The organism is Reichenbachiella sp. (assembly GCF_965233835.1).
Lineage (GTDB): Bacteria > Bacteroidota > Bacteroidia > Cytophagales > Cyclobacteriaceae > Reichenbachiella.
Map to the genome: position 1 here is coordinate 2,571,515 of NZ_OZ247585.1, position 22,007 is coordinate 2,593,521.

The 22,007-nt window shown below is 39.2% G+C and carries 23 protein-coding genes and 1 tRNA gene; 11 read left to right on the forward strand and 13 right to left on the reverse strand.

Annotated elements, in window-relative coordinates:
- Positions 1 to 72: 72 nt before the first annotated feature.
- The 9 genes from ACO6S2_RS10945 to ACO6S2_RS10985 form a co-directional block, all read right to left on the reverse strand.
- On the reverse strand, positions 73 to 966 hold the full coding sequence (locus tag ACO6S2_RS10945; protein WP_422358590.1) for a toprim domain-containing protein: 894 nt from the start codon (positions 964 to 966) through the stop codon (positions 73 to 75).
- Entirely contained in the window at positions 963 to 1,613 is a 651-nt protein-coding gene (locus ACO6S2_RS10950; RefSeq protein ID WP_422358591.1) for a hypothetical protein, read from the reverse strand. Before ACO6S2_RS10950 ends, ACO6S2_RS10945 begins: the two co-directional genes overlap by 4 nt.
- Positions 1,606 to 2,679 (reverse strand): VapE domain-containing protein, encoded by a 1,074-nt coding sequence (locus ACO6S2_RS10955; protein WP_422358592.1) that lies wholly within the window; start codon positions 2,677 to 2,679, stop codon positions 1,606 to 1,608. Before ACO6S2_RS10955 ends, ACO6S2_RS10950 begins: the two co-directional genes overlap by 8 nt.
- Positions 2,680 to 2,865: 186 nt before the next feature.
- Entirely contained in the window at positions 2,866 to 3,111 is a 246-nt protein-coding gene (locus ACO6S2_RS10960; protein ID WP_422358593.1) for a hypothetical protein, read from the reverse strand.
- Positions 3,112 to 3,184: 73 nt separating this feature from the next.
- On the reverse strand, positions 3,185 to 3,892 hold the full coding sequence (locus ACO6S2_RS10965; RefSeq protein WP_422358594.1) for a hypothetical protein: 708 nt from the start codon (positions 3,890 to 3,892) through the stop codon (positions 3,185 to 3,187).
- A gap of 145 nt (positions 3,893 to 4,037) precedes the next feature.
- Positions 4,038 to 4,111, reverse strand: a tRNA-Thr gene (locus ACO6S2_RS10970).
- A gap of 211 nt (positions 4,112 to 4,322) precedes the next feature.
- Positions 4,323 to 6,437 (reverse strand): DUF349 domain-containing protein, encoded by a 2,115-nt coding sequence (locus ACO6S2_RS10975; protein WP_422358595.1) that lies wholly within the window; start codon positions 6,435 to 6,437, stop codon positions 4,323 to 4,325.
- Positions 6,438 to 6,482: 45 nt separating this feature from the next.
- Positions 6,483 to 7,061 carry a YqgE/AlgH family protein gene (locus tag ACO6S2_RS10980; protein ID WP_422358596.1) on the reverse strand — a complete coding sequence of 193 codons (579 nt, stop codon included), beginning with the start codon at positions 7,059 to 7,061 and terminating at the stop codon, positions 6,483 to 6,485.
- An 11-nt stretch (positions 7,062 to 7,072) separates the two neighbouring features.
- The gene (locus ACO6S2_RS10985) at positions 7,073 to 7,657 is read right to left on the reverse strand and encodes a tRNA-(ms[2]io[6]A)-hydroxylase (protein ID WP_422358597.1); all 585 of its coding nucleotides are present in this window, start codon (positions 7,655 to 7,657) and stop codon (positions 7,073 to 7,075) included.
- A 128-nt stretch (positions 7,658 to 7,785) separates the two neighbouring features.
- Here ACO6S2_RS10985 and pdxH point away from each other — a divergent pair, with 128 nt between their 5' ends.
- Genes pdxH through ACO6S2_RS11000 form a run of 3 tightly spaced genes read left to right on the forward strand, consistent with a single transcriptional unit; the run spans position 7,786 to position 11,376 of the window.
- A complete protein-coding gene (gene pdxH, locus ACO6S2_RS10990) occupies positions 7,786 to 8,433 on the forward strand; it encodes a pyridoxamine 5'-phosphate oxidase (protein ID WP_422358598.1) in 648 nt (215 codons plus the stop codon).
- 3 nt (positions 8,434 to 8,436) lie between these two features.
- The gene (locus ACO6S2_RS10995; protein ID WP_422358599.1) at positions 8,437 to 9,693 is read left to right on the forward strand and encodes a glycosyltransferase; all 1,257 of its coding nucleotides are present in this window, start codon (positions 8,437 to 8,439) and stop codon (positions 9,691 to 9,693) included.
- A gap of 54 nt (positions 9,694 to 9,747) precedes the next feature.
- Entirely contained in the window at positions 9,748 to 11,376 is a 1,629-nt protein-coding gene (locus ACO6S2_RS11000; protein ID WP_422358600.1) for a hypothetical protein, read from the forward strand.
- Positions 11,377 to 11,384: 8 nt separating this feature from the next.
- Here ACO6S2_RS11000 and ACO6S2_RS11005 read toward each other — a convergent pair whose 3' ends face one another.
- On the reverse strand, positions 11,385 to 11,930 hold the full coding sequence (locus ACO6S2_RS11005; RefSeq protein ID WP_422358601.1) for a hypothetical protein: 546 nt from the start codon (positions 11,928 to 11,930) through the stop codon (positions 11,385 to 11,387).
- Between the two features lie 567 nt (positions 11,931 to 12,497).
- Here ACO6S2_RS11005 and ACO6S2_RS11010 point away from each other — a divergent pair.
- Complete coding sequence (locus ACO6S2_RS11010; RefSeq protein ID WP_422358602.1) at positions 12,498 to 13,433, forward strand: ROK family protein; 936 nt, start codon at positions 12,498 to 12,500, stop codon at positions 13,431 to 13,433.
- Between the two features lie 66 nt (positions 13,434 to 13,499).
- Here ACO6S2_RS11010 and ACO6S2_RS11015 read toward each other — a convergent pair whose 3' ends face one another.
- Both ACO6S2_RS11015 and ACO6S2_RS11020 read right to left on the reverse strand, forming a co-directional pair.
- Positions 13,500 to 13,964, reverse strand: coding sequence for an RNA methyltransferase (locus ACO6S2_RS11015; protein ID WP_422358603.1), 465 nt, complete (start codon positions 13,962 to 13,964; stop codon positions 13,500 to 13,502).
- Between the two features lie 56 nt (positions 13,965 to 14,020).
- Positions 14,021 to 14,434, reverse strand: a complete 414-nt coding sequence (locus tag ACO6S2_RS11020; protein WP_422358604.1) for a GNAT family N-acetyltransferase — start codon at positions 14,432 to 14,434, stop codon at positions 14,021 to 14,023.
- Positions 14,435 to 14,633: 199 nt separating this feature from the next.
- Between ACO6S2_RS11020 and ACO6S2_RS11025 the strand changes: the two genes are divergently transcribed.
- Positions 14,634 to 15,440, forward strand: coding sequence for a DUF2490 domain-containing protein (locus tag ACO6S2_RS11025; RefSeq protein WP_422358605.1), 807 nt, complete (start codon positions 14,634 to 14,636; stop codon positions 15,438 to 15,440).
- Positions 15,441 to 15,448: 8 nt separating this feature from the next.
- Here the strand turns inward: ACO6S2_RS11025 and ACO6S2_RS11030 are convergent, their stop codons facing one another.
- Positions 15,449 to 16,036, reverse strand: a complete 588-nt coding sequence (locus ACO6S2_RS11030; protein WP_422358606.1) for a tetratricopeptide repeat protein — start codon at positions 16,034 to 16,036, stop codon at positions 15,449 to 15,451.
- Positions 16,037 to 16,531: 495 nt separating this feature from the next.
- Here ACO6S2_RS11030 and ACO6S2_RS11035 point away from each other — a divergent pair, with 495 nt between their 5' ends.
- From ACO6S2_RS11035 to ACO6S2_RS11060, 6 genes are all read left to right on the forward strand, one after another.
- Positions 16,532 to 17,362, forward strand: coding sequence for a prephenate dehydratase (locus tag ACO6S2_RS11035; protein ID WP_422358607.1), 831 nt, complete (start codon positions 16,532 to 16,534; stop codon positions 17,360 to 17,362).
- Positions 17,359 to 18,516 (forward strand): pyridoxal phosphate-dependent aminotransferase, encoded by a 1,158-nt coding sequence (locus tag ACO6S2_RS11040; RefSeq protein ID WP_422358608.1) that lies wholly within the window; start codon positions 17,359 to 17,361, stop codon positions 18,514 to 18,516. The genes ACO6S2_RS11035 and ACO6S2_RS11040 overlap by 4 nt, the downstream gene beginning before the upstream one ends.
- Positions 18,456 to 19,403 carry a prephenate dehydrogenase gene (locus tag ACO6S2_RS11045; RefSeq protein WP_422358609.1) on the forward strand — a complete coding sequence of 316 codons (948 nt, stop codon included), beginning with the start codon at positions 18,456 to 18,458 and terminating at the stop codon, positions 19,401 to 19,403. Before ACO6S2_RS11040 ends, ACO6S2_RS11045 begins: the two co-directional genes overlap by 61 nt.
- A 14-nt stretch (positions 19,404 to 19,417) precedes the next feature.
- Entirely contained in the window at positions 19,418 to 20,530 is a 1,113-nt protein-coding gene (locus ACO6S2_RS11050) for a chorismate mutase (RefSeq protein WP_422358610.1), read from the forward strand.
- 106 nt (positions 20,531 to 20,636) lie between these two features.
- Positions 20,637 to 21,161 carry an RNA polymerase sigma factor gene (locus ACO6S2_RS11055; protein ID WP_422358611.1) on the forward strand — a complete coding sequence of 175 codons (525 nt, stop codon included), beginning with the start codon at positions 20,637 to 20,639 and terminating at the stop codon, positions 21,159 to 21,161.
- Positions 21,158 to 21,979, forward strand: a complete 822-nt coding sequence (locus ACO6S2_RS11060; RefSeq protein WP_422358612.1) for a FecR family protein — start codon at positions 21,158 to 21,160, stop codon at positions 21,977 to 21,979. The genes ACO6S2_RS11055 and ACO6S2_RS11060 overlap by 4 nt, the downstream gene beginning before the upstream one ends.
- Positions 21,980 to 22,007 lie beyond the last annotated feature (28 nt).

A 22,007-nucleotide genomic window follows, 5' to 3' on the forward strand; every position in this document is an offset into this window, starting at 1 on the left:
CCCATCTGGCTAACCATCAGAATAAAGCGCGGGCTTTGTTGTGGTGGTTCATTGCAGTCAGCTCTTTTCAACCTACATTGATAACTTTTTAGATGACTGTTTTTTTAATCCTTTTGCTGTCAACAGGTCATTCAAATCATTCACCTTTGCATATAAATTTGATTGACTGACAGCCTGAGGAATTTCTTTTTGAATGGACTGAAATGCTATTAGTCCAGCATTGTCATTATCCATATAGATATCCACTTTCGCGCCCATAAATCGACTCATGATTTTGTTAATTCCCTTGGATGTATTTGTTGTTGAATTCAATACTATCACACTTTGATTTTCATATTTGTTGAGTTCAATCAGAGATAGAAAGTCAATGAATCCTTCGAATATTAAGAGCTCGTTAGGATCTTTCATCAGTGTGGTGATATCCTTTTTACCTAAACAGAATTGTAATTTTTCAGTTCTTACCTCGTAACCTCCAGAGTCATTTTTAAATGCAATTCCATATCCATTTTTATTTCCAATCATATACTTCATTTCTTCAATATATGGTCCCCAAGAACGTTTTGAAATTCCCCTTGAGCTCAGGTATTTTATAAGATCATAAGACTTGAGTTCTTGGACTGAAAGCATAATGAGTTTACTTTTTCCAACTGCTTGATTCTTGCCTTTTTCTTTTAGCTGGCTAAAGGAAAAATCGAGCGTTTGGAACTGCTGATTGAATCGACTGAGCATTACTGAAACTGAGTCGGTTTTATATATCTGCATAAGCAAGTCAACTAGCTTTCCGCCTTGGCCAGTTCCATGATCATGCCAAAGCTTCTTTTCAATATTGATGCATAATGAAGGCTTTGTCTCTTTTCTGTCGAAAGCAAAATAAGTGTATTCATTACCATGATGAGTTACATAATTGATCCCAAGAGCTAATAAGATGGTTACCGGATCTGCCTGATTTATTTCGTAGCAATTCATATTTGAGATATTAAAGGTTTAATTGATTCTTTGCAGGATCTAATATGTCCATTACGTTGATTGATATTTTCGAATTCTTTTGAGCACCTAGGGCAGACCTTTGGATCGTCCCTAGCTATGATTTGGCTCAGCGTTGCTGAACCTTTGCTGATGCGCTGTTGGAGTTCGCTCTCCTTAGTTTCTAATTGGCTGATGGATTGCTGAAGATCTGCTACTATTTTCCTTTCACTATAGAGGCTTATAAATAAGTGACAATAGGAGTAATCAATGATAGAGAACAGAACAACGATTACATTCTTGAACGATAGAGTAAGAACGGACTGAAATATATCATCAGCTCCATCATCGCTATATGCTGTCCAAAAGAAAAACCCCAATACAAGATTGGTTGTTAGAAGTAGGCGACTTATCCAATTACCAGTTCCATATTTGGAAATTTTGAACCGCTCTATGTGACAACCAAAAACCAATAAGGATGTAGATAAAATTACAGATACCAATATAGAAGCAGGCACTTTTATGGTATCATTCAACGGAAGGTATCTGCCAAATAAACTGTATAATTCTATAAGTCTGTAGCTCGTAAAAACTAGCATGCCAAGGACTATAGCCTCGAAACTTGTTAAGAAGTTTGCTACTCTATTCATGAGCAGAATTGGTAAGTAAGTAAGACAGATAATATCCCTTTATTTGATATGTACCGTTCCATTTTTGTTCTCTTGAAAAACCGAGGATGGCGAGAGCTTTGCCCACCAAGATTAGTTTTAAGGGAATTGCTCTTTCGGTTTTGGCAGTCAAGTAATTCATGACCTGAGTAGCATTCCAAAATTCGTCGTGTTGCTCTTTTGAACCAGGTTTGAGATATTGCTGAATCAACTCGAGCTCAGAAGTATTTACTTGATGTTTTTTATTGATTTGATCATTTTCAATGATCTCTTCGGTGGTCAGTTCATATTTGAAGCCAGATTGATACAAGGAATAGGCCTGAGACCAAACCTTGTTTATGACTACCTCTTTAGAATAATTCCAATCTATTTTAATGATCTCGAAGCAAAGCCAACGAACCGACCCAGTTTCATCATTTAGAAATTCAAGATTGTTTGTTGAGCCAATGAATGAAGCTCTCCGGGTTATCATTTCAGCTTTTCGTTCATAGGGTCTTCTTACTTTTACCTTGTCTTTGCTAAATATGCTTTTCAATGCATTGACTTCTAACTTTGACATGGTTGCCAACTCGTCAAGGATGATGATAAAATTTTCGCATAGACTGATCAGACTATCTTTATCTGTTGCAATATTCTCAGCCACATATTCTGATAATTCAGGCGGTGCAAGAAATCTGGAAAGTGTAGATTTACCACTGTTTTGTTCACATTGCACTAATATCAATGCTTGCTTATTGAAGACTTTTGGATTCAGGGCACAGGCAACAACTCTTACAAGCATTTTCTTAAAATGACACCTGAACCTTTCTTTATCAGAAGCATGAATAAATGAGGCAAAATGATCAATGTGATCTTTACCGTCCCATTCTGTTAGGCTTTCAAAATATTGCACAAACGGATCGTAAGACCGCACAAAATCCGATTTCATTAAGGCTATCAGATTCGGAATTGAGAAATTGATTCCTTCGTGCTGCAATTCTCGGTATAGGTTATTTTCGTTTAGGGGTTGCCAACTATTGACTGACCTTGGCTTTAATTCTATGCGCATTGATATGAGATTGAATCTGAAATCATATTTGCCTTTTAGGTGTTGTTCAACTCTATAGAATAGAGATTTGAATGCTTTATTCTTGTTCAAAGCAATTGATTGTTAAGGTTTGAAAAATGGTTAATTGATCGTACCTTTGACTCTGTACAAGGAATCAAAGGAGCCACTGTTAGAGCAGTGGTTTTTTTATTTGCTGGCTCTAAAGAAAACTTGAGCTATTTCCGATTGCTTGAAGTACGGCTTCCCTGTAGGTTTATCCAATTCGTTCTTTTCTAAATAGTAAGGGTGAAGAATACCTTTTCGAATTAGTTTGTATAGGTAAAATTTTGAGCAGTCCAAAAGCTCTAAGGTTTGCTTTAAAGATTTGAAAGGAAATTCTTGAAGAGGTTTGGTGTCAACTGCTTCTAGAATTTGTTTGTTAATTAAGTTCATACTAATTGGCTTTAATTGCGATTAATTACTTGCCAATAGTAGAAACTTGAAAGTGCTAAATTGTTACAAACTATTACAAAAGTTTGGCTTGTAATAGTGGAGCGAATATAAGCTCCATATTTTCAATTTCTTCAGATGTGAATTCATCAAATTTTCTACGCTTGAAGATTTGAAATCGTTGATTTTCTTTTTCAATAAAGAAATGTTTGTAATAAATCTCGGCTAATTGATCTTTATCATATGGTATTTCAATCCAGTTTTTAAATTTGGTGTAGTAAGCTATTGTTGCGAGGAGAGATTTATTCCATGTCCCGTCATTTTTAATTAGCACTCCATTTTTGAGGCAATTGAAATAATCATTTGAATCAACTCTCAGAATATTTGATAATATTGGAATTTTTAAGTTTGTGATTCTCTGCTCGCATAGGTCTATCAATTTTTGAATTTCATTTTTTTGAAATTCGAGGTATTCTATTTGTCTTGGTGTAGGGTTGTATGTTCTGGGACCATGAATTTCTTCCTTGTAGAAGTTGACTTCCCGCGAATATTCCTTTTTTCGTTGTTCAACAATTGAAATATCATAACTGCGTAGTATTTTTTGAGTTAGACTCGTGCGTTTATTGATATTCAGTATTAGTGGCCTTTCTGATATTTCTATGAACCTTTCTTTTGATGAAAATAGTTTATTAAGTCCTCTTGAACTTTTGTGGAATTGATTGAATTCATCCGTGAATTCAAATATTTTGATTAAGCTTCTTTTCCCTGCTTCTATGATAGTCATTTTGTATAGACGTTTTGACTAATATAGAAAATTGATTTTTTGAGTCAAAGTCTAATAAAGTCCAATAATTACGTGACTCATATCATGACCTAAAAAGAAAAAGCCTTGCAAATCATTGATTTACAAGGCTTTAATTCTAACTAAGAGCCCCCAGTCGGATTCGAACCAACGACCTACTGATTACAAGTCAGTTGCTCTGGCCAACTGAGCTATGGAGGCAAAATATTTTGCGGTCTTCTCTTCTTAAGAAGAGATTCCAAGTTAGTTGCTCTGGTCGAATTGTTGAACCGCAACTAAGCGATGGAAGGCAATAAAATTTTAAATTTAACTAGCCCTTTTGGCTAATTGCGAGTGCAAAAGTAAAGCAGAATTTTTCTTCTGCAAGTTTCTCAATAATTTAATTTTAAAGTTTTTTTTAAGCCATTGATTATCAATGTTCCGCGTAAGTAATCAACTTTAATTCTTCTTTCAGTTCTTCTAACTCAGCTTCTGCTTTTTTGATTTTTTCTTCAAAATCTTTCAGCATTTCATTGGCTGTTTTCGATGAAGCAAAGAAACTTAAATTATTCTTCCAGGTAGATACATCCTTCTCCAGATTCTGAATCTTCCTTTTGATGGAGTGCTCCTTTCGTTGCAGTTTGTGATCACCATGAGGACCAGATTTGATCTTGTTGATTCTAACCAGAGATTTCAATTCTGCCAGTTCTTCTTCATCAAAATCTTTGGCCTGTGCAATGATTTTGTTCAGCGCATCCTGATATCTATTTTGAATAGACTTAATAGCCTTTTTAGGGACAAAGCCAATAGAATTGAATGCATCTTGCAGTTCGTATACTTGCTCGGGGTGTAAGTCTTCTGCACCCACTAATGCTTCTAATGAACCGCAGATATCTTCTTTCTTCTTGAGGTTTTCATCGTAAGAAGACTCCATTTCTTTGTTATGACCTCGCTTCTTGTTGAAGAACTCATCACACGCTGCCTTGAATTTCTTATAGATCTTCTCTCTTTCTTTGCCTGGCACAGGACCAACTTCTTTCCATTCTCGTTGCAGTGCTTTATAGGCATTGGCTGTTTCATTCCAATCTTCGCTTGATTGCAATTCAATGGCCTTGTCCACCAATTCTTGTTTCTTCTTGAGATTGTCTTCTCGCTGCGAGTCTAATGTTTTGAAGAAGGCGGATTTATTGTGGAAGAATGATTTGAAGTCTCCCCAAAACTTTTTGTTAACTGCTTTGGCCTGGTCTTTTGGCATGGCACCAACTGCTTCCCATTCTTTTTGAATCGCTAGTAACTCTTTAGTTTTTGAATTCCACTCGCCAATGTTGTCAGAAGAGAAGTTGGCGTATTCGGCAATCTTCTCAGCGATTTTAGTTTTCTTCTCAAAGTTCTCTCCCAGTTCTTCTTTGAGATGAGATACGTAGTCTTTACGTTTAGCATAGACCAAGTCAGAAGCGGCTTTAAATCGCTGCCAGGTTTCTTCCTGAACCTCCTTAGGAATAGGACCAATATGTTTGTATTCTTCGTGAAGCTCATTCAGTCTTTTGATAGCTTCGTTCAGATTTTCAAGTGCATCCAGAGATTCAGCCTGTTTACAAAGCTCTAACTTGGCTTCAAGATTTTTCTTTCTGTCTAATTCTTTGAGTTCGAAGTAGATGCTTCTGTGATCGTAATATCGATCCATCAGGGCATTGTAATTTGCCCAGAGGGTTCTATTGTGCTGATGATGTACTGGGCCAATGGCCTTCCATTCCTCCTGCATTTTTTTTAATGCATTGATACTGGAGGTGTTTTCATCATCATCTACAAATGCTCTCAGTTTTTCGAGCAGTGCATTTTTCAGTTCTAGGTTTCGCTCTTTTTGCTTTTCCTGCTCTTTTGCGTTTTTAGATTTCTTCTCACGGAGAATTTTGAAATAGGCTTCAAACTTAATGGAGAACTCGTCCAGCTTGTACTGGAAGTCGTCTTTAGAACCACCATCCGCCTCAAACTTCTTTAGGGCTTCAGCTCTTTCGGCCTGGAATATTTCATCGTACGCCTTTTTGATATCACTGATCTTCTTACCTTTTTTGAATCCGTCGTCTTGACTAGATAAATCAGCCAAGGCAGTTGTTAAGTCTTCTTTGGTGAAAGTAGAGTAGTCTATCTCTTCTTCGACTTCCTCCTCTTCTTTGGCTTCTGAAGCAGCATTGTTTTGTGCAGCGGGTTCAGCTGGTGTATCAGCTGTCTTACCTTCATCACTTGGAGTAGTAGGTTCTTCTTTCGATTCGGGTTGAGGGGATTCCGCTACTGATTCCTTTTCTTCGGTCGCAGCTGAGGGTTCCTCATTAGCTTGTTCTACCACAGGGATTTCTTCTTGTGCAGAAGCTTCCGTTGTACTCGGTACCTCATCCGCTACTTCAGCTTGTGGTACTTTGGTTTCATTAGAATCGGAGGTGGAATCAAGATTGTTATCATTCTCATTTGTTAATTCAGGGTTTTCCTGAACAGCCCCCGGATTCGTCGATTTTTCATCTGTTGATCCAGTCATTTCATTCTCGTTAGTCATAATACTTTTTCTCTACACCATGCAATTTATGCAATTTTTGTGGCATTAGTTCATATTGGGATCCGCTGGGTAGTTCGCAAACATTTTAAACTTGCCGCCCAAACTTTCCAATACATCCTTCCATAATAGGCGTTCGTCTATATCAAAAACACGTTGCGCAGAGATACCCTTACATACGATCCAAGACTTTGCTTCTAATTCTTCTTCTAGTTGCCCAGCAGCCCACCCAGAATAACCCAGAAAGAAGCGAAAGTCTAGCGGATTAATTTGTTTGAGGTCGATCATGGAGAGCAGCTTGTCGTAGTCGCCCCCCCAATAGATGCCTCCGCCTACAGCTTTGCCTTCTGGCATCAGATCTGGTGCTCGATGGATAAAGTGCAAAGTATCTTGCTGCACCGGCCCGCCAATAAATAGTTTCTCTTTAAAATCTGTTACCTGATCGATTACTTCTTCAAACGTGGCATTGGATGCCTTATTCAATACATACCCAAATGTGCCATTCTCGTCGTGCTCGCAGATGAGTACTACCGTCCTTTCAAAATTCGGATCGGGGAGATAAGGTTCGGAAATGAGTACGTCTCCTTTTTGGGGATTGAATTTTTGTTTTGAATGAAAGTAATCCATAGGCTATATGCTTAGTGTAATCTTGGAGATAAAGGCATGGCTTCCATGATTTTGCCTTCGATCTCATTCATTTCTTTAAGTCGTTTATATACGTCGTCTTCATCAAAATAGATCAAGGCCATTTTTACGAACACTTCGCCGTGCTTGGCCTCTGAAGCCCAAAGGTCTTGATAAAACTCCTTGAGTTTTCCTTGTGGTAAATTTTCATAAACCAATCTGAATCGTTCCGCTCCTCGATTTTCTACTATAGAGGCCAATAAAAGCCGATCCATGAATCGTTCTTCTCTTCCGCTTCTGCAGCTCTGAATCAATTGTTTGACATATTTGTCTTCTTGAATTTCATGATTAAGCTGTATGCCTCTTTCCTGCATGATTTCATAAACAGAGCGGAAATGCTCTAATTCTTCTACGGCTGTATCAATGAGTTCAGGAAGGATTTCTAGTCGATCTGGAAACTTGGCAACGAAGCTCATGGCCATCGAAGAGGCCTTGCGTTCGCAGTCGGCATGGTCTTGTAAAAAAGAATCGAAATCATTCATTACAGCTTCAACCCATTCGGGCGAACTGTCGTAGCATAAGGGAACTCGTAACTGCATATTTTAAGATAGTGAAATAAGTTTAAAGTCTAAAGTTTCAAGTTTAACATCTAAAGTCTAAAATCTATCATGTAAAGTCTAACATTTAGTGATATTTGTAACAGACGCAAGAATTAATAACAGTAAGCATGGCTAAAGAATTTTTACCCGGGATGAGAAAGGATTATGGAAAGGATTCCCTGACCAAAGAAAGTGTACACTCAGACCCAATGATGCAATTTGAAGATTGGTTTAAAGATGCTATGAAGTCGGACGGAGAAGAAGCTAACGTACTGACGCTTTCTACCTTGGGTGAAGATCAAATTCCTGAGGGGCGGATTGTGCTGTTGAAGTTCTATGCCGAAGATGGATTTACTTTTTATACCAACTATACGAGCAACAAAGCCAAGCAGCTTGAAAAACATCCTTACGCTTCTATGACTTTTCACTGGAAGTCACAGGAGCGACAAGTACGAATCAAGGGAAGCATTACTAGAGTACCAGACGAGGTATCCGATGCTTATTTTAACGAAAGACCTTATGGTAGTCGAATAGGGGCCTGGGCTTCTCCACAAAGTCAGGAAATTCCAAATCGTGCTTTCCTTGAAGATCGTGTAGATGAGGTTCAAGACAAATTTGAAAATCAGAATGACATCCCACGACCTGAATTTTGGGGAGGTTATTTGTTGACTCCTGTGAGAATCGAATTTTGGCAAGGAAGACCTAGCCGTTTACATGACCGAATTGTTTATGATTTGGTGGATGGCCAATGGTCTACCAAGCGTTTGGCTCCATAAGTTTTGAGAAATATTTACCTAGAGCGCTACGCTTATCAGCAGACCTACATCTCTGAAGCGGACTACGGGGAGCCAGATTTGATTGTGGTATTGCCATGTCACAATGAGCCTGATTTGTTGACTTCTCTGAACGCTATTGAAGCCTGTGAAGCACCAGGAGGGAAGGTGTCAATAATCGTTGTTATAAATGCCTCAGTGGTTAGTTCTGTAGAAATAAAGAAGCACAATGAAGAAACATTCAATGCTTGTCAAAACTGGCTGAGCAGGTCTACCAAGAAATACCAGTATCATTTCGTTTTAGAAAATGAGTTGCCTAAGAAACATGCTGGTGTTGGGCTTGCCAGAAAGATCGGTATGGATGAAGCCGTTCGCATGTTTGAGGAACAAGAGAAAGATGGAATTATACTTTGCTTTGATGCGGATAGCACATGTGAGAATAACTTATTGGTGGAAATAGAGAAGCTATTTCTGGAGAACCCAAAAACACCAGGTTGTTCTATTCATTTCGAGCACCCACTAAAAGGCGACTTTGAGCCGGAAATTTATGACGGTATTCTCCACTACGAACTGCACTTACGTTACTATGTCGATGGTTTGAAGTATGCTGGCTTTCCTTATGCCTTTCAGACCATAGGTTCGAGTATGGCAGTTCGGTCTTCGGCCTATCAAAAGCAAGGCGGCATGAATCGACGTAAAGCAGGAGAGGACTTTTACTTCTTGCACAAGATCATTCCTTTGGGAAATTTCAAAGAATTGAATACAACGAAAATTATCCCTTCACCAAGACGGTCGGACCGGGTGCCCTTCGGTACCGGACGAGCGATTGGTGTCTGGTTGGACGAGGGCAAGTCTGAATTACTGAGTTACGATCCACAGATTTTCGAGGATTTGAAGGTTTTCTTTTCATCTGTAGATGGATTGTATCAATGGGCAGATGTGGAGAAGAAATGGCAGGACTATCCGGAATCCATTCGACAGTTTATTTCTCTAGAAGAATTCAAAACTCAAATACAAGAATTTAACAGTCAAGCCAATAGTTTGGCTACTTTTCAAAAACGTTTCTATCAGTGGTTTGATGGTTTCAAAGCACTCAAGTTTGTGCACTTCGCTCGAGATGCGTTTTATCCCAATGTGCCTGTTTCCGATGGGGTGGATTGGCTTTTTGGAACTTTGGACAAAGACGCTAGAGTATGGAATTTGAAGAAGAAGTTGGAGGAGTTGAGAATTGCCGATCTGGATTACAAACAAACTATAGGATAAATAGAATGGTCTATTAGTTTTGCCGGCTGATTTATCATTTTTCAATTTCTGCCAATGTTCAAGCCAAACGCTGTCTTCATTCTATTGATGTTTGTTGTATTTTCAACTCAAGCCCAGACCAAAGAAGAGTTCATTTCATTTTTAAAAACCATGAAAGAAACTTTGGGTGATTCTAAAGGCTTGGGGTGGAATTCAGTAGATAAATCTAGCCCCTTGGATTCGGTTTATTTTTCAGAGACATCTACCGTTGAAACGAAACGAAGAGCAGCCAATTTTTCCAATAGCCTATATTTTACTCCTGGTAAAAATGAGCTGTACACCTATGGTGATTATCCATTTGGTAAATATTATTACGATAGTCTATTGGTGACATTAGAGAATGGAGAACAATTTTATGCCTCAATCAACGATGGTGGTCATTTCTCAGAAGGAAGTTTAGATTTCAATCCCGATACGCTCAATAGTCCGGTGAAGTTTGTGGTAGGCAAGGCCAGATATTGGTATCCTGATCGTATCAAGGTTTTCACTTTCGATAAAAACAATCTGGGTGAAAAAGTCTGGAAAGACGGTATTTATGCTCAGCTTCTTGAGTTGGAGGATAGTTACTTCAAGGTCAATATTGGACCTGGTGATTCATTGAGCTACGATAAGTATTACTCGACAGGCTATTTGGAGATGAGGACATATGCACTAAATGAGAATCAGGAAGAACTCAGTGCTGTATTTGGCACGTCTTTGTATAGCATGGAAGGTGTGTCAGAGTTGCTTGATCAAACCATTGAAAAAGGTGAGGACGAATCATTGGATGGGGAGCAACTTAGTGAATACATGTCTGACCTCACTCAACAGAAATTTGCAAGCCCAGGTGTGAATTATGCCGAATCTGTAGAAGGCAAGATTGATCAGGTGATGGTGGTGGTTCGATTGGAAAATGACTGGGACTATGTAGAAGATTCAATACGCATCATGCCGGAGACCACGGCTGAGGATGGATGGCAAAGCAAGGAAGATTTGATACTTAATAGCGATCAGTTACATGTAGACTTTACTCAGTTTACTGCAGACGAACTGATGGCACAATCCACCATTGGGGTTTCCAATTATTACAATGAATATTTAGATATCTATCAACCACAGATGGACTTGCGTCTTCCTTGGAATGACAACGAAATATCTACGGGCTATGACGAACTGGATGTAGAGTTAATGAACGTTGAGTTTTATAAGAACAAAAAACAGCTGGAAGGAAGTACGAGATTCTCTGGTGTGGATACTCAGGTTTATCATGGTTTTTTCGGCACCTTGGATAATAGGAAGGCCATTGCGAATCGAGTGAAAGGGGAGTTTGTGTTCGACTATGCCACGCATGTGGAACTCAAGAAACTAGCCTCCAATCAATATGACGTGGATAAGAATTCTATAGTCAGTATTTCGTTGGACTCGCTGGATTATGAGAGTCATAGAGATTTTAAAAGCCATACCGCAGGGCAAAAGGTTTGGGCAAAGAACAACGCAGGGGACTGGCTAGTTATGATTGATGACGATTTCTACCTCAGTGAAAAACCCAATAGTATCAACTACTGTTTTGCTGGCAAGGTAGTCGAAGTGTATGTTGCAGAAATCCCACAAGGAAAGGAACAAATCCGAATACCGTTTGATATGGAGATAGAGGAGCCAGAATAGAATTAGCTCTAGTCTACAATTTCTATCAAGGGGTCTGGATCTACCAGCTCAGGAATATCATCAGGCATCGGAGCATAGCTCCCTTCTATAGCGCCCATACATTCCTCACCGGTCATTTTGTCCAGGAAGTAATGTCCAAAAGCTACTTCATTGTCAATCAAGATTTTATACATGGTAGAATCTTCTACAATACTATTGTTGAAGCCTAATCGTGGCATACCAAAAGCATCGACCACAAAGTCAATTTTTTCTTGTTCTACTTTGGTTGGTATGTAAAAACGTTTCATACCCCAAGTATCAAAGGGTGAAATGGTTTGATGGGTGAGGTCCACCTCAAAATCATAATCCAAATTTTCATCCTTTTTGTCCAAGGGAGTAAATCGGATGACCCGCCTGTATTTTACTATAGTCTTTTCGGTGTTGACCCAGGCTGTAATTTCGTACTCCTGGGCGTCGAAAGTGAAACTAGGGTATTTAGTTTCCAGTAGTTCATTAGCCAATTTTACTAATGAGTCTTTTTGAAGTTTTTTGAGGTTTGGTGATTTGTTATCCATGGTTTGAGCAATCGCAATAGAGTGGATATTAAAGATGATTAGGGATAGGAGGATGTTTTTCAAATGAGAGGATGAAGAATTAGGACCCAACTAAAAAATGTAAGCCAAATGATTTTTTTCTAAATCTAGAGTAACCGGCTTGTATTTGCAAGCGGAGAATGCTTATGGGTTTAGCGTTTGTTGTATATCCTTTAAAAAATATTTTCACTTCAGTGAGTATGTTTTTAAAATCTAATGCTCTAGTTGGTAGCACTGGCAGAAATGCCGGCCTAATCTAATATCCATTCTGTTAATGCTGTCTTACAGAGTACTCGTGAGCTTGAGGTGCGTATCTGAATTGAAAATTTCAGTGAGTAGAATAAAACATGTCCACTCAAGGAACTAGACTTTGTTTGTTCCTAAATCAATCTAATCTTGATCTTTTCTTGGCGAAAAAGGATAGGTGAGGAGTATAGACCTCTTGCTTGTCCGTTTGATTTTTTTCTATAGCGTCTATAGGAAAATCTGAGATTCGTCATATAGTAGTATTTGAGAAAAATAGATTGACAACATAAATAATCAATAAAAATGGAAAGAATAGGAATTGGATTACACATTGGTGGAAAAGGAGTGAAATCTGGTGCAGTAAATCTTAGCACTGGGCATATTTACCCTAATTCAGTTTTTGAAGCCAAGGTTGATAAAAATGCTTCGGCAAGACATATCACTACCCTCTGGGCCATGCAGGTGAATAAAACAATTAGTACAGTAGATGATTCCAAGGTAATTGGTATCGGGGTTTCCACGCCTGGTCCATTTGACTATGTTCAAGGGATAGCCAGCTACAAAGGTTTGTCCAAATATGAAAGTTTGGATGGGCTGAATGTAACTGTAGAAATTGTTAAGAGACTCAAGTCTAGACAAGACTTGAAAGTGAGGTATATCAATGACGCTATAGCCTTTTCAATAGGCGAAGATTGGAGTGGAAATCTGAATGGTTACAAAAAGGCGGTTTCAATCATCATAGGAAATGGCTTTGGGTCAGCGTTTTTAGATCATGGTATTCCAGTAGTATCTGGAAGTACGGTGCCTTACAAAGGTACGGTCTATAATTTGAGATACGAAGATAAACTAGCAGACGACTACTTTTCTTCGAGAGGGCTGGTCGATACATTTATAGATAAAGATCGATTGGTATATAAAAATATTCAGGCTTTAAAGAAGCATGCTAAAATTAATGAATCAGCAAAAAACCATTTCGAAGATTTTGGAGTTCGTTTAGGGGAATTTTTACATCCTATAATATCAAAGTTCGACGCAGAGGCAGTGCTTTTTGGAGGTGAGGTAGGAGCTGATTCCGCTCTCTTCGAGTCGGCATTTCAGAACGTACTCAATGATTATAAATGCACTGCCAAAGTATTGAAAGCAAATGAGTCAAGTGACCCTTTTATTTGTGGAGCAGCTCGTTTAGTCGATGATAACTATTGGAAAAAAATTGAATTCGTTATTCCAGAGTTAGATTAATCACTTATCTGATTTTCTAAGTATTAGCGGAAAAATTTAAATGTGCTTATAAAGTCGTTCTACAGATTAGGACGACTCTAAGCTCTTCATATTCCGATCATACATCACGATACTGCCTGCCACGGCTACATTGATACTAAGGGTGGTGCTGAACTTGACCAAATGATGAGATTTTTCTAAAGCCTTTTTGGGCAAACCATGATCTTCAGCACCCAAGAGATAGACACAATTTTTGGGGTGTTCGAAGGTTTCCAGTGGCACGGCGCGATCATCTAGCTCCACCCCCACGAGCATAGCACCTTTAGGTAATTGCTTGTAAAACTCATCAAAATCTTTATAATGAAAGTAGGGCATAGCGCCAGTGGCCTTGTGCGTATCACTAGCCTGCTTAGCGTATCGTTTGCCGATGGTGAAGATGTAACTAGCACCCATGTTTTGGGCCGATCGCCATAGCACGCCCAGATTCTCAGGTGTCTTGCCGTTTTGAATCCCAATACCAAAGAATCCTTGTTTTAAATTATCTACTATCATGCGCTATTTTGTCCAGACAAAAGTAATGATGATTTTAAATAGCTATTGAGACCTGATCAATCAATAGTTTTTTCCATAATCACATAGTCTATGCCTCCTTTGTTAAAAGTTTCGTTTGTTAGTTTCAAACCAAACTTCTTGTAGTAGCCCGACTTATCCACACGTGCGTTGCACCAGATTTTGCTCAGGTTTTGTTGGATGGCAATTTGCATGATATGTTTCAGTAGCATTGACCCATAGCCTTTACCTTGGTGTTCGTTGAGGGTAGCGAATTTTCTAAACTGAGCTTCTCGATTCTCAATAAACAAAGATATTACTGAAATCAGTCGGTTGTCGATAAATAGTCCATAGTGTTTGGCTTGGTTATCGTTGGGTAGTATGACATAATCAAGGGGTTGATTAGGCCACATGACTTGATGACGAATGGGTAAAGTTTCTTCGGGAGTTATCTCGATAATTTTTGATTGCATCTATTGGTGTTGGGTTCAATTTTTAATTTCTCGCAAGAATACTAAAAGCAGGTATTGAAGTCTAGAAAAATTTGAAGTGTTGTCTCTGAACGAATGATAATAATGACGCCTAATTGCATGAATACTTTTTATTCTATCAAAATATTACCTTAATTACTTGAAATAATTCAACTACCAATTCAAGACTCTCAACTAGCTCATGGGTAATTTCCGTGTAATTATCTGGCTTACACTGTTTTGTGTGAGTACTACCACTTTGGTTTCAGCACAATCGCTGTCCTATCAACCACCACCGGAAAAAGTCAAAATCAAAAGCACAGGTGTATGGTTTGGTCTATATACCAAATATCATTTCAATGACAAATGGGCTTATTACGGTGAATATCATATTCGTCGTAGGAATGGATTCAAGGATATGGCGCAGCTCTATCTCAGGTTTGGCGTCACTTATACACTAGCCAAATATGCTGATTTGACTGTGGGAATAGTCAATCCATATTACTGGGCACCTGATCAAGACGACCCCGATCTCGACAATGTAGTGCCGCAGTTCAGAACCTGGGAACAGCTGGTTTTTGCCACCCCTTTCGATCATATCAAACTGTATCATCAGTTGAGATTCGAGCAACGGTATAAGCGTGATTATGAAAAAGGCTCTGATTTTAAGTTGACTCATCGATTCAGATATAAGATCACTTTGTATGTACCACTAAATAAGCCGGCTTTTGAAAATCATACCTTGTTCCTAAGTTTTTATGAAGAGATTTTTATTCAGGCAGGAGAGAGTGTTATCTATAATCATTTGGAAGATAATAGAACCTATCTCGGGTTAGGTTATAATCTTAGTGAGAAACTGCAAGTACAGGCTGGGTACATGTATTCTTTTCGTCACTTTGGAGCACCTCACGTATATGAGAATCGGAGCATTTTTCGTTTGAGCCTATATCATCATTTGGATTTTCACCTCGACAAGCATAGAGAGAAAAGAGATATTCCGATCCATTGATGAGTGGCTTATTCCACCTTTTTCTCCAATTCTCCTCTGAGGTAAAGGTTATACTCATCGCAAGTAAGCTTGCCTGATAGACCAGAGTAAGGGCAGGTTTGATAAACGGCTCCAAACTTACCAGGAGTGATCAACACACCCGTACCATTGCATAAGGGGCAATGCATATAATCTGATGGGCAGTCAAAATAACCTTGAGAGGTTAGTTGTTTTTGTGTACGCCCGATTTCAGCTTCTCTTTGTTCTTTAAATGCCGCATTGGCCAATTCTAAATATTCACGGACTTCATCGTTGAATTGTCCGGTGGTTCCTTTGAGTTCCACATATTTGTTCAACCAGTTGATAGCTTGTTTGTATTTGCCGAGATGATAAGAGTTTCTACCGAAGTAGTATGCCAGATTACTAGGAAGCTTGGTCATCTTGCTCAAGGCATCTCTGAAAAACTGATCGGCTGCTTCATAGTAGCCAGATTCCATAGCTTCGACGCCGCGATCCATGCTGGTCAGGGCTTCACGTTTGATAATACCTTGAGCAAAAGAGGTTTGTCCTAGGCAGGTGAAAAGAATTATTACCAAGAGTGTCTTAATTGGGGACATATGTTAAATGTAAAAAGGGAAATTCATTGTTGCCTTCCCTGTCATTTCGACGATAGGAGAAATCTATTTTTTGTCCAGTAGTGCATTTGGATTTCTCCCGCCGGTCGAAATGACAACTGGTATTGTTTAATTGAACCCTGCGATCAGGCTCCTTATCTTAATGCGCTAACATTAATTAAAGTTGCAAATTAGAGCAACTAATCAGTTTTTGATAGAATAATTGCAAAATATGATAGGGTTTTCTTGAATAATTGAAAATGTGCCAATTTTTTCTTTCATAAGTTTTGATATTAAAAATTTGCTGAGCACATTTGAATCGTTAAATAACAAGATGAACAACACAAGAGCATTTTTCTGGAACTATTATTACTTTTATTTCTATGCGATAGCAAAGGGGTGGAAAGAATAGTTCTTTAGTGTTTTTGAAGAAATATAGCAAAGCCCCGAAAGTATTCGGGGCTTTTTTTTTACCAAAAATTTGAATTTTAGAATCTAATGGAAATAGGCATACAAGGGGTACAGGGATCATTTCATAACGAAGCGGCAAGTTCGTACTTCGTAGACAAGGAAATTGCGATCCAGCCATTTCATGATTTTCGAGCATTGGCCAAATCTATTCAGGCTAAAGAAATGGATTATGGTGTGATGGCGATTGAGAATACCATTGCTGGAACCATTCTGCCCAACTATGCTTTGATCAACGAGTATGACCTGAAGATCACGGGCGAGATCTATACGAGGATTGAGATGAATTTAATTGCTCACAAGGGTAAGAAGGCGGCTGACCTAGACCAAGTGTTTTCGCACCCTATGGCTTTGTTGCAGTGCGCTGACTATTTAGCGAACTACCCTCAAATCAAATTGTCTGAGTATGACGATACCGCTGATAGTGTGAGAATGATTCGAGATAAAAAAATGGAGAACGCAGGCGCCATTGCCAGTAAATCAGCAGCTTCGATTTTTGATATGGATATTGTAGATAGCAATATCGAAACCAATAAGAAAAACTACACCAGGTTTCTAATCATGAAAAGCCGAATGAATGGGCATGATCAGATTCCACAAAAAGCTTCACTTCGGGTGATTACTAAGCACGATCCAGGGGCATTGGCTGATGTTTTGTTGATCTTTAAACTAAATGGAATCAACCTAACTAAAATTCAATCGATGCCAATTTTGGGTAAACCTTATCAATATGCTTTCAATATTGATGTGGTTTGGGAGGATTATGACAATTACAAGGATGCACTTCATGCGTTGAGCCAAAAAGCTGAACTGGTGAAGGTGCATGGAGAATATAAAAAAGGAAATTTACCAACGGTATGATAGAAGTAGCCAATAGGATAGCAGAAGTAAAAGAATATTACTTCTCCAAAAAACTCGACGAAATCAGGGAGATGAATAGTCGAGGGTGTGATGTGCTCAACTTAGGTATTGGCAGCCCCGATTTGCCACCTGCCAAGCAGGTGACTGATAAATTGGTGCAAAGTGCCAGTCAAGCGAATACACATGCGTATCAGTCTTACCGATCTATCCCTGAGTTGAGAGATGCCATTGCTGGTTTCTATAGACGTCATTACAATGTGAATCTGAATAGTGTCACCGAGATCCTGCCGTTGTTAGGTTCAAAGGAAGGAGTCATGTACATCTCCATGGCTTTTCTGAATCCGGGAGACACCGTATTGATTCCAAACCCTGGATACCCGGCTTACAAAACAGCCGCAGATATGATGGGTGCCAAAGCCGTCACCTTCGATCTGAGAGAAGAAAATAATTGGTTTCCGGATTTAGAAAATTTAGATGTAGAGGTTTTGGCTGCGGCCAAAATGATGTGGGTGAACTACCCGAACATGCCAACAGGGCAAAAAGCAACCGCCGAGCTGTACAACCAATTGGCAGCATTTGCTCAAAAGCATAATATCCTGGTAGTGAATGATAATCCATATAGTTTCATTCTCAATGATACTCCGATGAGCTTGCTATCAGCACCAGGAGCTAAAGAGAACTGTTTGGAACTTAATTCGATGAGTAAAGCTTTCAACATGGCAGGCTGGAGAGTAGGGATGGTTTGTGGACGAGAAGAATACGTGAATGCCATATTGAGAGTAAAGTCCAATGTGGATTCGGGTATGTTCAAACCCGTACAGGAAGCATCAGTAGAAGCTTTGAATTTGCCGGACTCATGGTTTGAAGACGTAAACTTGGAATACTCTCAAAGAAGAAAATTGGCCGAGCGCATATTGGATATTTTGGGATGTACTTATGATAGCAAACAGTCTGGAATGTTCATGTGGGCCAAAATACCTGCGGGTAGAAAGAGTGAAGAGTTTATCGAAGAGATTCTGCAAGAACGATTTGTGTTCATTACACCCGGGACCATATTTGGATCGAATGGAGAAGGATATGTTCGGATTTCGCTATGCTCCAACAAAGAAATGTTCAACACAGCCATCGAGAGGCTAGAAATGGTAAAGGCATGATCGTATCAATAATTGGACTGGGATTGATCGGAGGCTCTGTGGCGCTCAAGTTGAAGAAGAGCGGATTTGCAGAGCAAGTGATCGGTGTGGATGTAAACGATGAACATGCCGAACAAGCTAAATCATTAGGTTTGGTGGATGATACTTTGGTGCTACCTAAAGCGCTGGCAATTTCGGATTTAGTCATATTGGCTATTCCGGTGGATTCTATCAGGAAGCTATTGCCAAGTGTATTGGATCGAATTGAAGAGGGGACTACAGTTATAGATATGGGTTCTACAAAGGCTGGTATTTGCGGGGCTGTATTGGGACATCCTAACAGAAAAAACTTTGTTGCGGCTCACCCGATTGCAGGTACAGAGAACTCAGGCCCAGAAGCGGCATTTGATTCTTTGTTTGACGGCAAAACGGGTATTTTGTGTGACAGAGAAGAGAGTCAAGAGTCTTCCTTCTTATTAGCGAAAGCCTGCCTGGAAGCATTGGATATGCATGTGGTAGAGATGGACAGCAAGTCGCACGATTTGCATATTGCCTACGTATCGCATTTGTCTCATATTAGTTCATTTGTTTTGGGACAAACCGTTTTGGAAATAGAGAAGGATGAAGCTACTATTTTTAATATGGCGGGTAGTGGTTTCGAATCTACTGTTCGTCTGGCGAAGAGTTCACCAAAAATGTGGGGGCCCATTTTCAAGCAAAATCAAAAGCACATTTCAGACTCCTTAGGAGCTTACATAGAAAATTTACAGGCATTCAAAAATATGATCGAAGAAGGGCAAGAAGATGCCATGATCGATTGTATGGAGAATGCCAATGAGATCCGTCGTGTTTTGGATGGGATCAATGATAAATCAAAAGAAAGAGAAAAACTGAATCAAATTATTTAGAGTATATAATAGACATGGACGTAAAATTAACTTTATCCCCACTAGAGAATTGGATCGAAGGACTCGACCAACCACTAGTGATATCTGGGCCTTGTAGTGCAGAAAGTGAAGAGCAGGTGTTGGAAACTGCCCGACAACTGAAAGAACACACCAACATCAAGGTGTTGAGAGCTGGTATTTGGAAACCTAGAACCAGACCGGGAGCTTTCGAAGGTATCGGAGTTGTAGGTTTGAAATGGCTGAAAAAAGCCAAAGAAGAAACTGGTTTATTAACAGCTGTAGAAGTGGCTACTGCAGAGCATGTGGAGTTGGCTTTGAAGTTTGGTGTAGATATCCTTTGGGTAGGTGCTCGCACAACGGTAAACCCATTTGCCGTTCAGGAAGTTGCGGATGCATTGAGAGGTTATGACGTTCCTGTATTGGTTAAAAATCCAATCAACCCGGACCTACAGTTGTGGATTGGTGCATTGGAAAGAATCAATCAAGCGGGTATCACGAAGTTAGGTGGTATTCATAGAGGGTTTTCACCTATGAGTGGTTCTCAATACAGAAATGATCCGTCTTGGGAGATTCCTATCGAATTGAAAAGAATTATTCCTGAGTTGCCAATCGTGTGTGACCCAAGCCACATTGCAGGTAATAGAACTTTGATTGAGCCCATCTCGCAAAAAGCATTTGATATGCAAATGAACGGTATCATGATTGAGTCTCATATTGATCCCGATAATGCGTTGAGTGATGCCAAGCAGCAAATCACACCAAAAACACTGGCTGGTATTTTGGATAGATTGATCATCAGAGAGCCTGCAACTCAAAATGTTGACTTCGAATTGAGATTGAAAGAGTTGAGATCTAAAATTGATAAAATCGATAGCGAATTGCTAGAAGTAATGGGACAGAGGATGCAAGTGGCTGAAGAAATTGCCTTGCACAAAAAAGAGCACAACATTACGATCCTTCAGGTAAATCGATATGAAGAGATTATGAATGATCGTATTCAAAAAGGAAAAAGAGCCTTGTTGAAAGAAGAATTTGTCAAACATTTGTACGAATTGATCCATGACAATTCCATCAAGCGTCAGACAGAAATCATGAATACAGAAAATAAGGCAGGCGAAACAGCCTAAGAATTTCTAACTCAAATTGGAGCCGAATTGCCGTTGTGCAATTCGGCTTTTTTGTGTTTTCATGAATATATCTAACTTGCTTATTATAAAATTAACCACCATTTAGTTGGCGAAAGAGAGAGACATATTTGCGGGTCAGTTTGATCTGGATACATTCAAGGTGTTTTTTGATGATCATTTTATTGAGATCAAAAATTTCATTTATTATAAGACGGCGAATGTAGAGTTGTCAGAAGATTTAGCACAAGAGGCATTCTTGAAGGTATGGGAAAGAAGAGGGAAAATTAATAAGGATACTGCCAAAAAATACCTTTACACCATCGCTAAAAACCTTGCCCTTGACCAGTATAAAAAACAAAATCGCTTTTTTAGTTTCATTAGCAAAAAAACCAAGTCGGTAGATGCAGAGACTCCATTGTACATTTTGGAGGAAAAGGAATTTGATGAGCAGCTACAAAAAGCAGTGGCTAGCTTACCTGAAAATCAGCGGGAAGTTTTTTTGATGAATAGGATTGATGATTTGACCTACAAGGAAATTGCCGAGAGACTAGGACTCTCTGAAAAAGCCATTGAAAAACGAATGGGACAGGCACTTAAGAAATTGAAAGAACACATAACTCATAAGATATGAATGAGCGCGAGCAGGAAATATTGGAGAAAAGTGGACAGTGGCAGGTACCAACATCCAGGTCCAAAGAAGAGATTTGGCTTGCGCTAGAAAAGCAAATTGATGAGAGTGAGGAGACCGTTGGATCCACATTTGGAATTTACAAATGGGCGGCTGCAGTGGCTTTACTTGTGCTAGGAGGTATTGGTTATTTCTATCTGTCCTCCAGTATGGAATCAATAGAAACAGGTTTGGCTGAAATTAAAAAGGTAGAATTGCCAGATGGCAGTAAAGCCATTTTGAACGCAGAAAGTAAAATCAGTTTTGATGCTGTAGATTTTCTTGAAAATAGAAAATTATCCTTTCAAGGGGAAGGGTACTTTGAAGTCAAATCGGGAGATGATTTTAGGATTGATTTAAACGGTATAGAGGTGAGTGTTTTGGGTACTAGTTTCAATATCTATTCCAGAGAATCTATAAAGGAGGTGAAGTGCCTAACTGGTAAAGTGGCGGTGAGTAATCAAGGCCAAAAATTAATTCTTGAAAAGGGTGATATGGCCTTAAGTGCAAATGGCACATTGCAGAATGAAATTATCGAGTTTGACGAACAAAGCGCAATAAGTTGGCAGCAGGGCGAGTTTGTATTCAATAATGTGTCGTTCGCTAGAGTGGTCAAGGAAATGGAAATTCAATATGATATTGAAATAGAGATGAAAATGGCTGACTCGCGGTATTATACTGGGTATTTTGACAACACAAATCTGGAAAAGGCAGCCAAGCAGGTCTTTTCGCCTATGGGTTATTCCTATGAGATATTCGACAAGAAAATAGTGATAAAGTAATTTGAAGTCTTTTTTTTTCTTTGCCTGT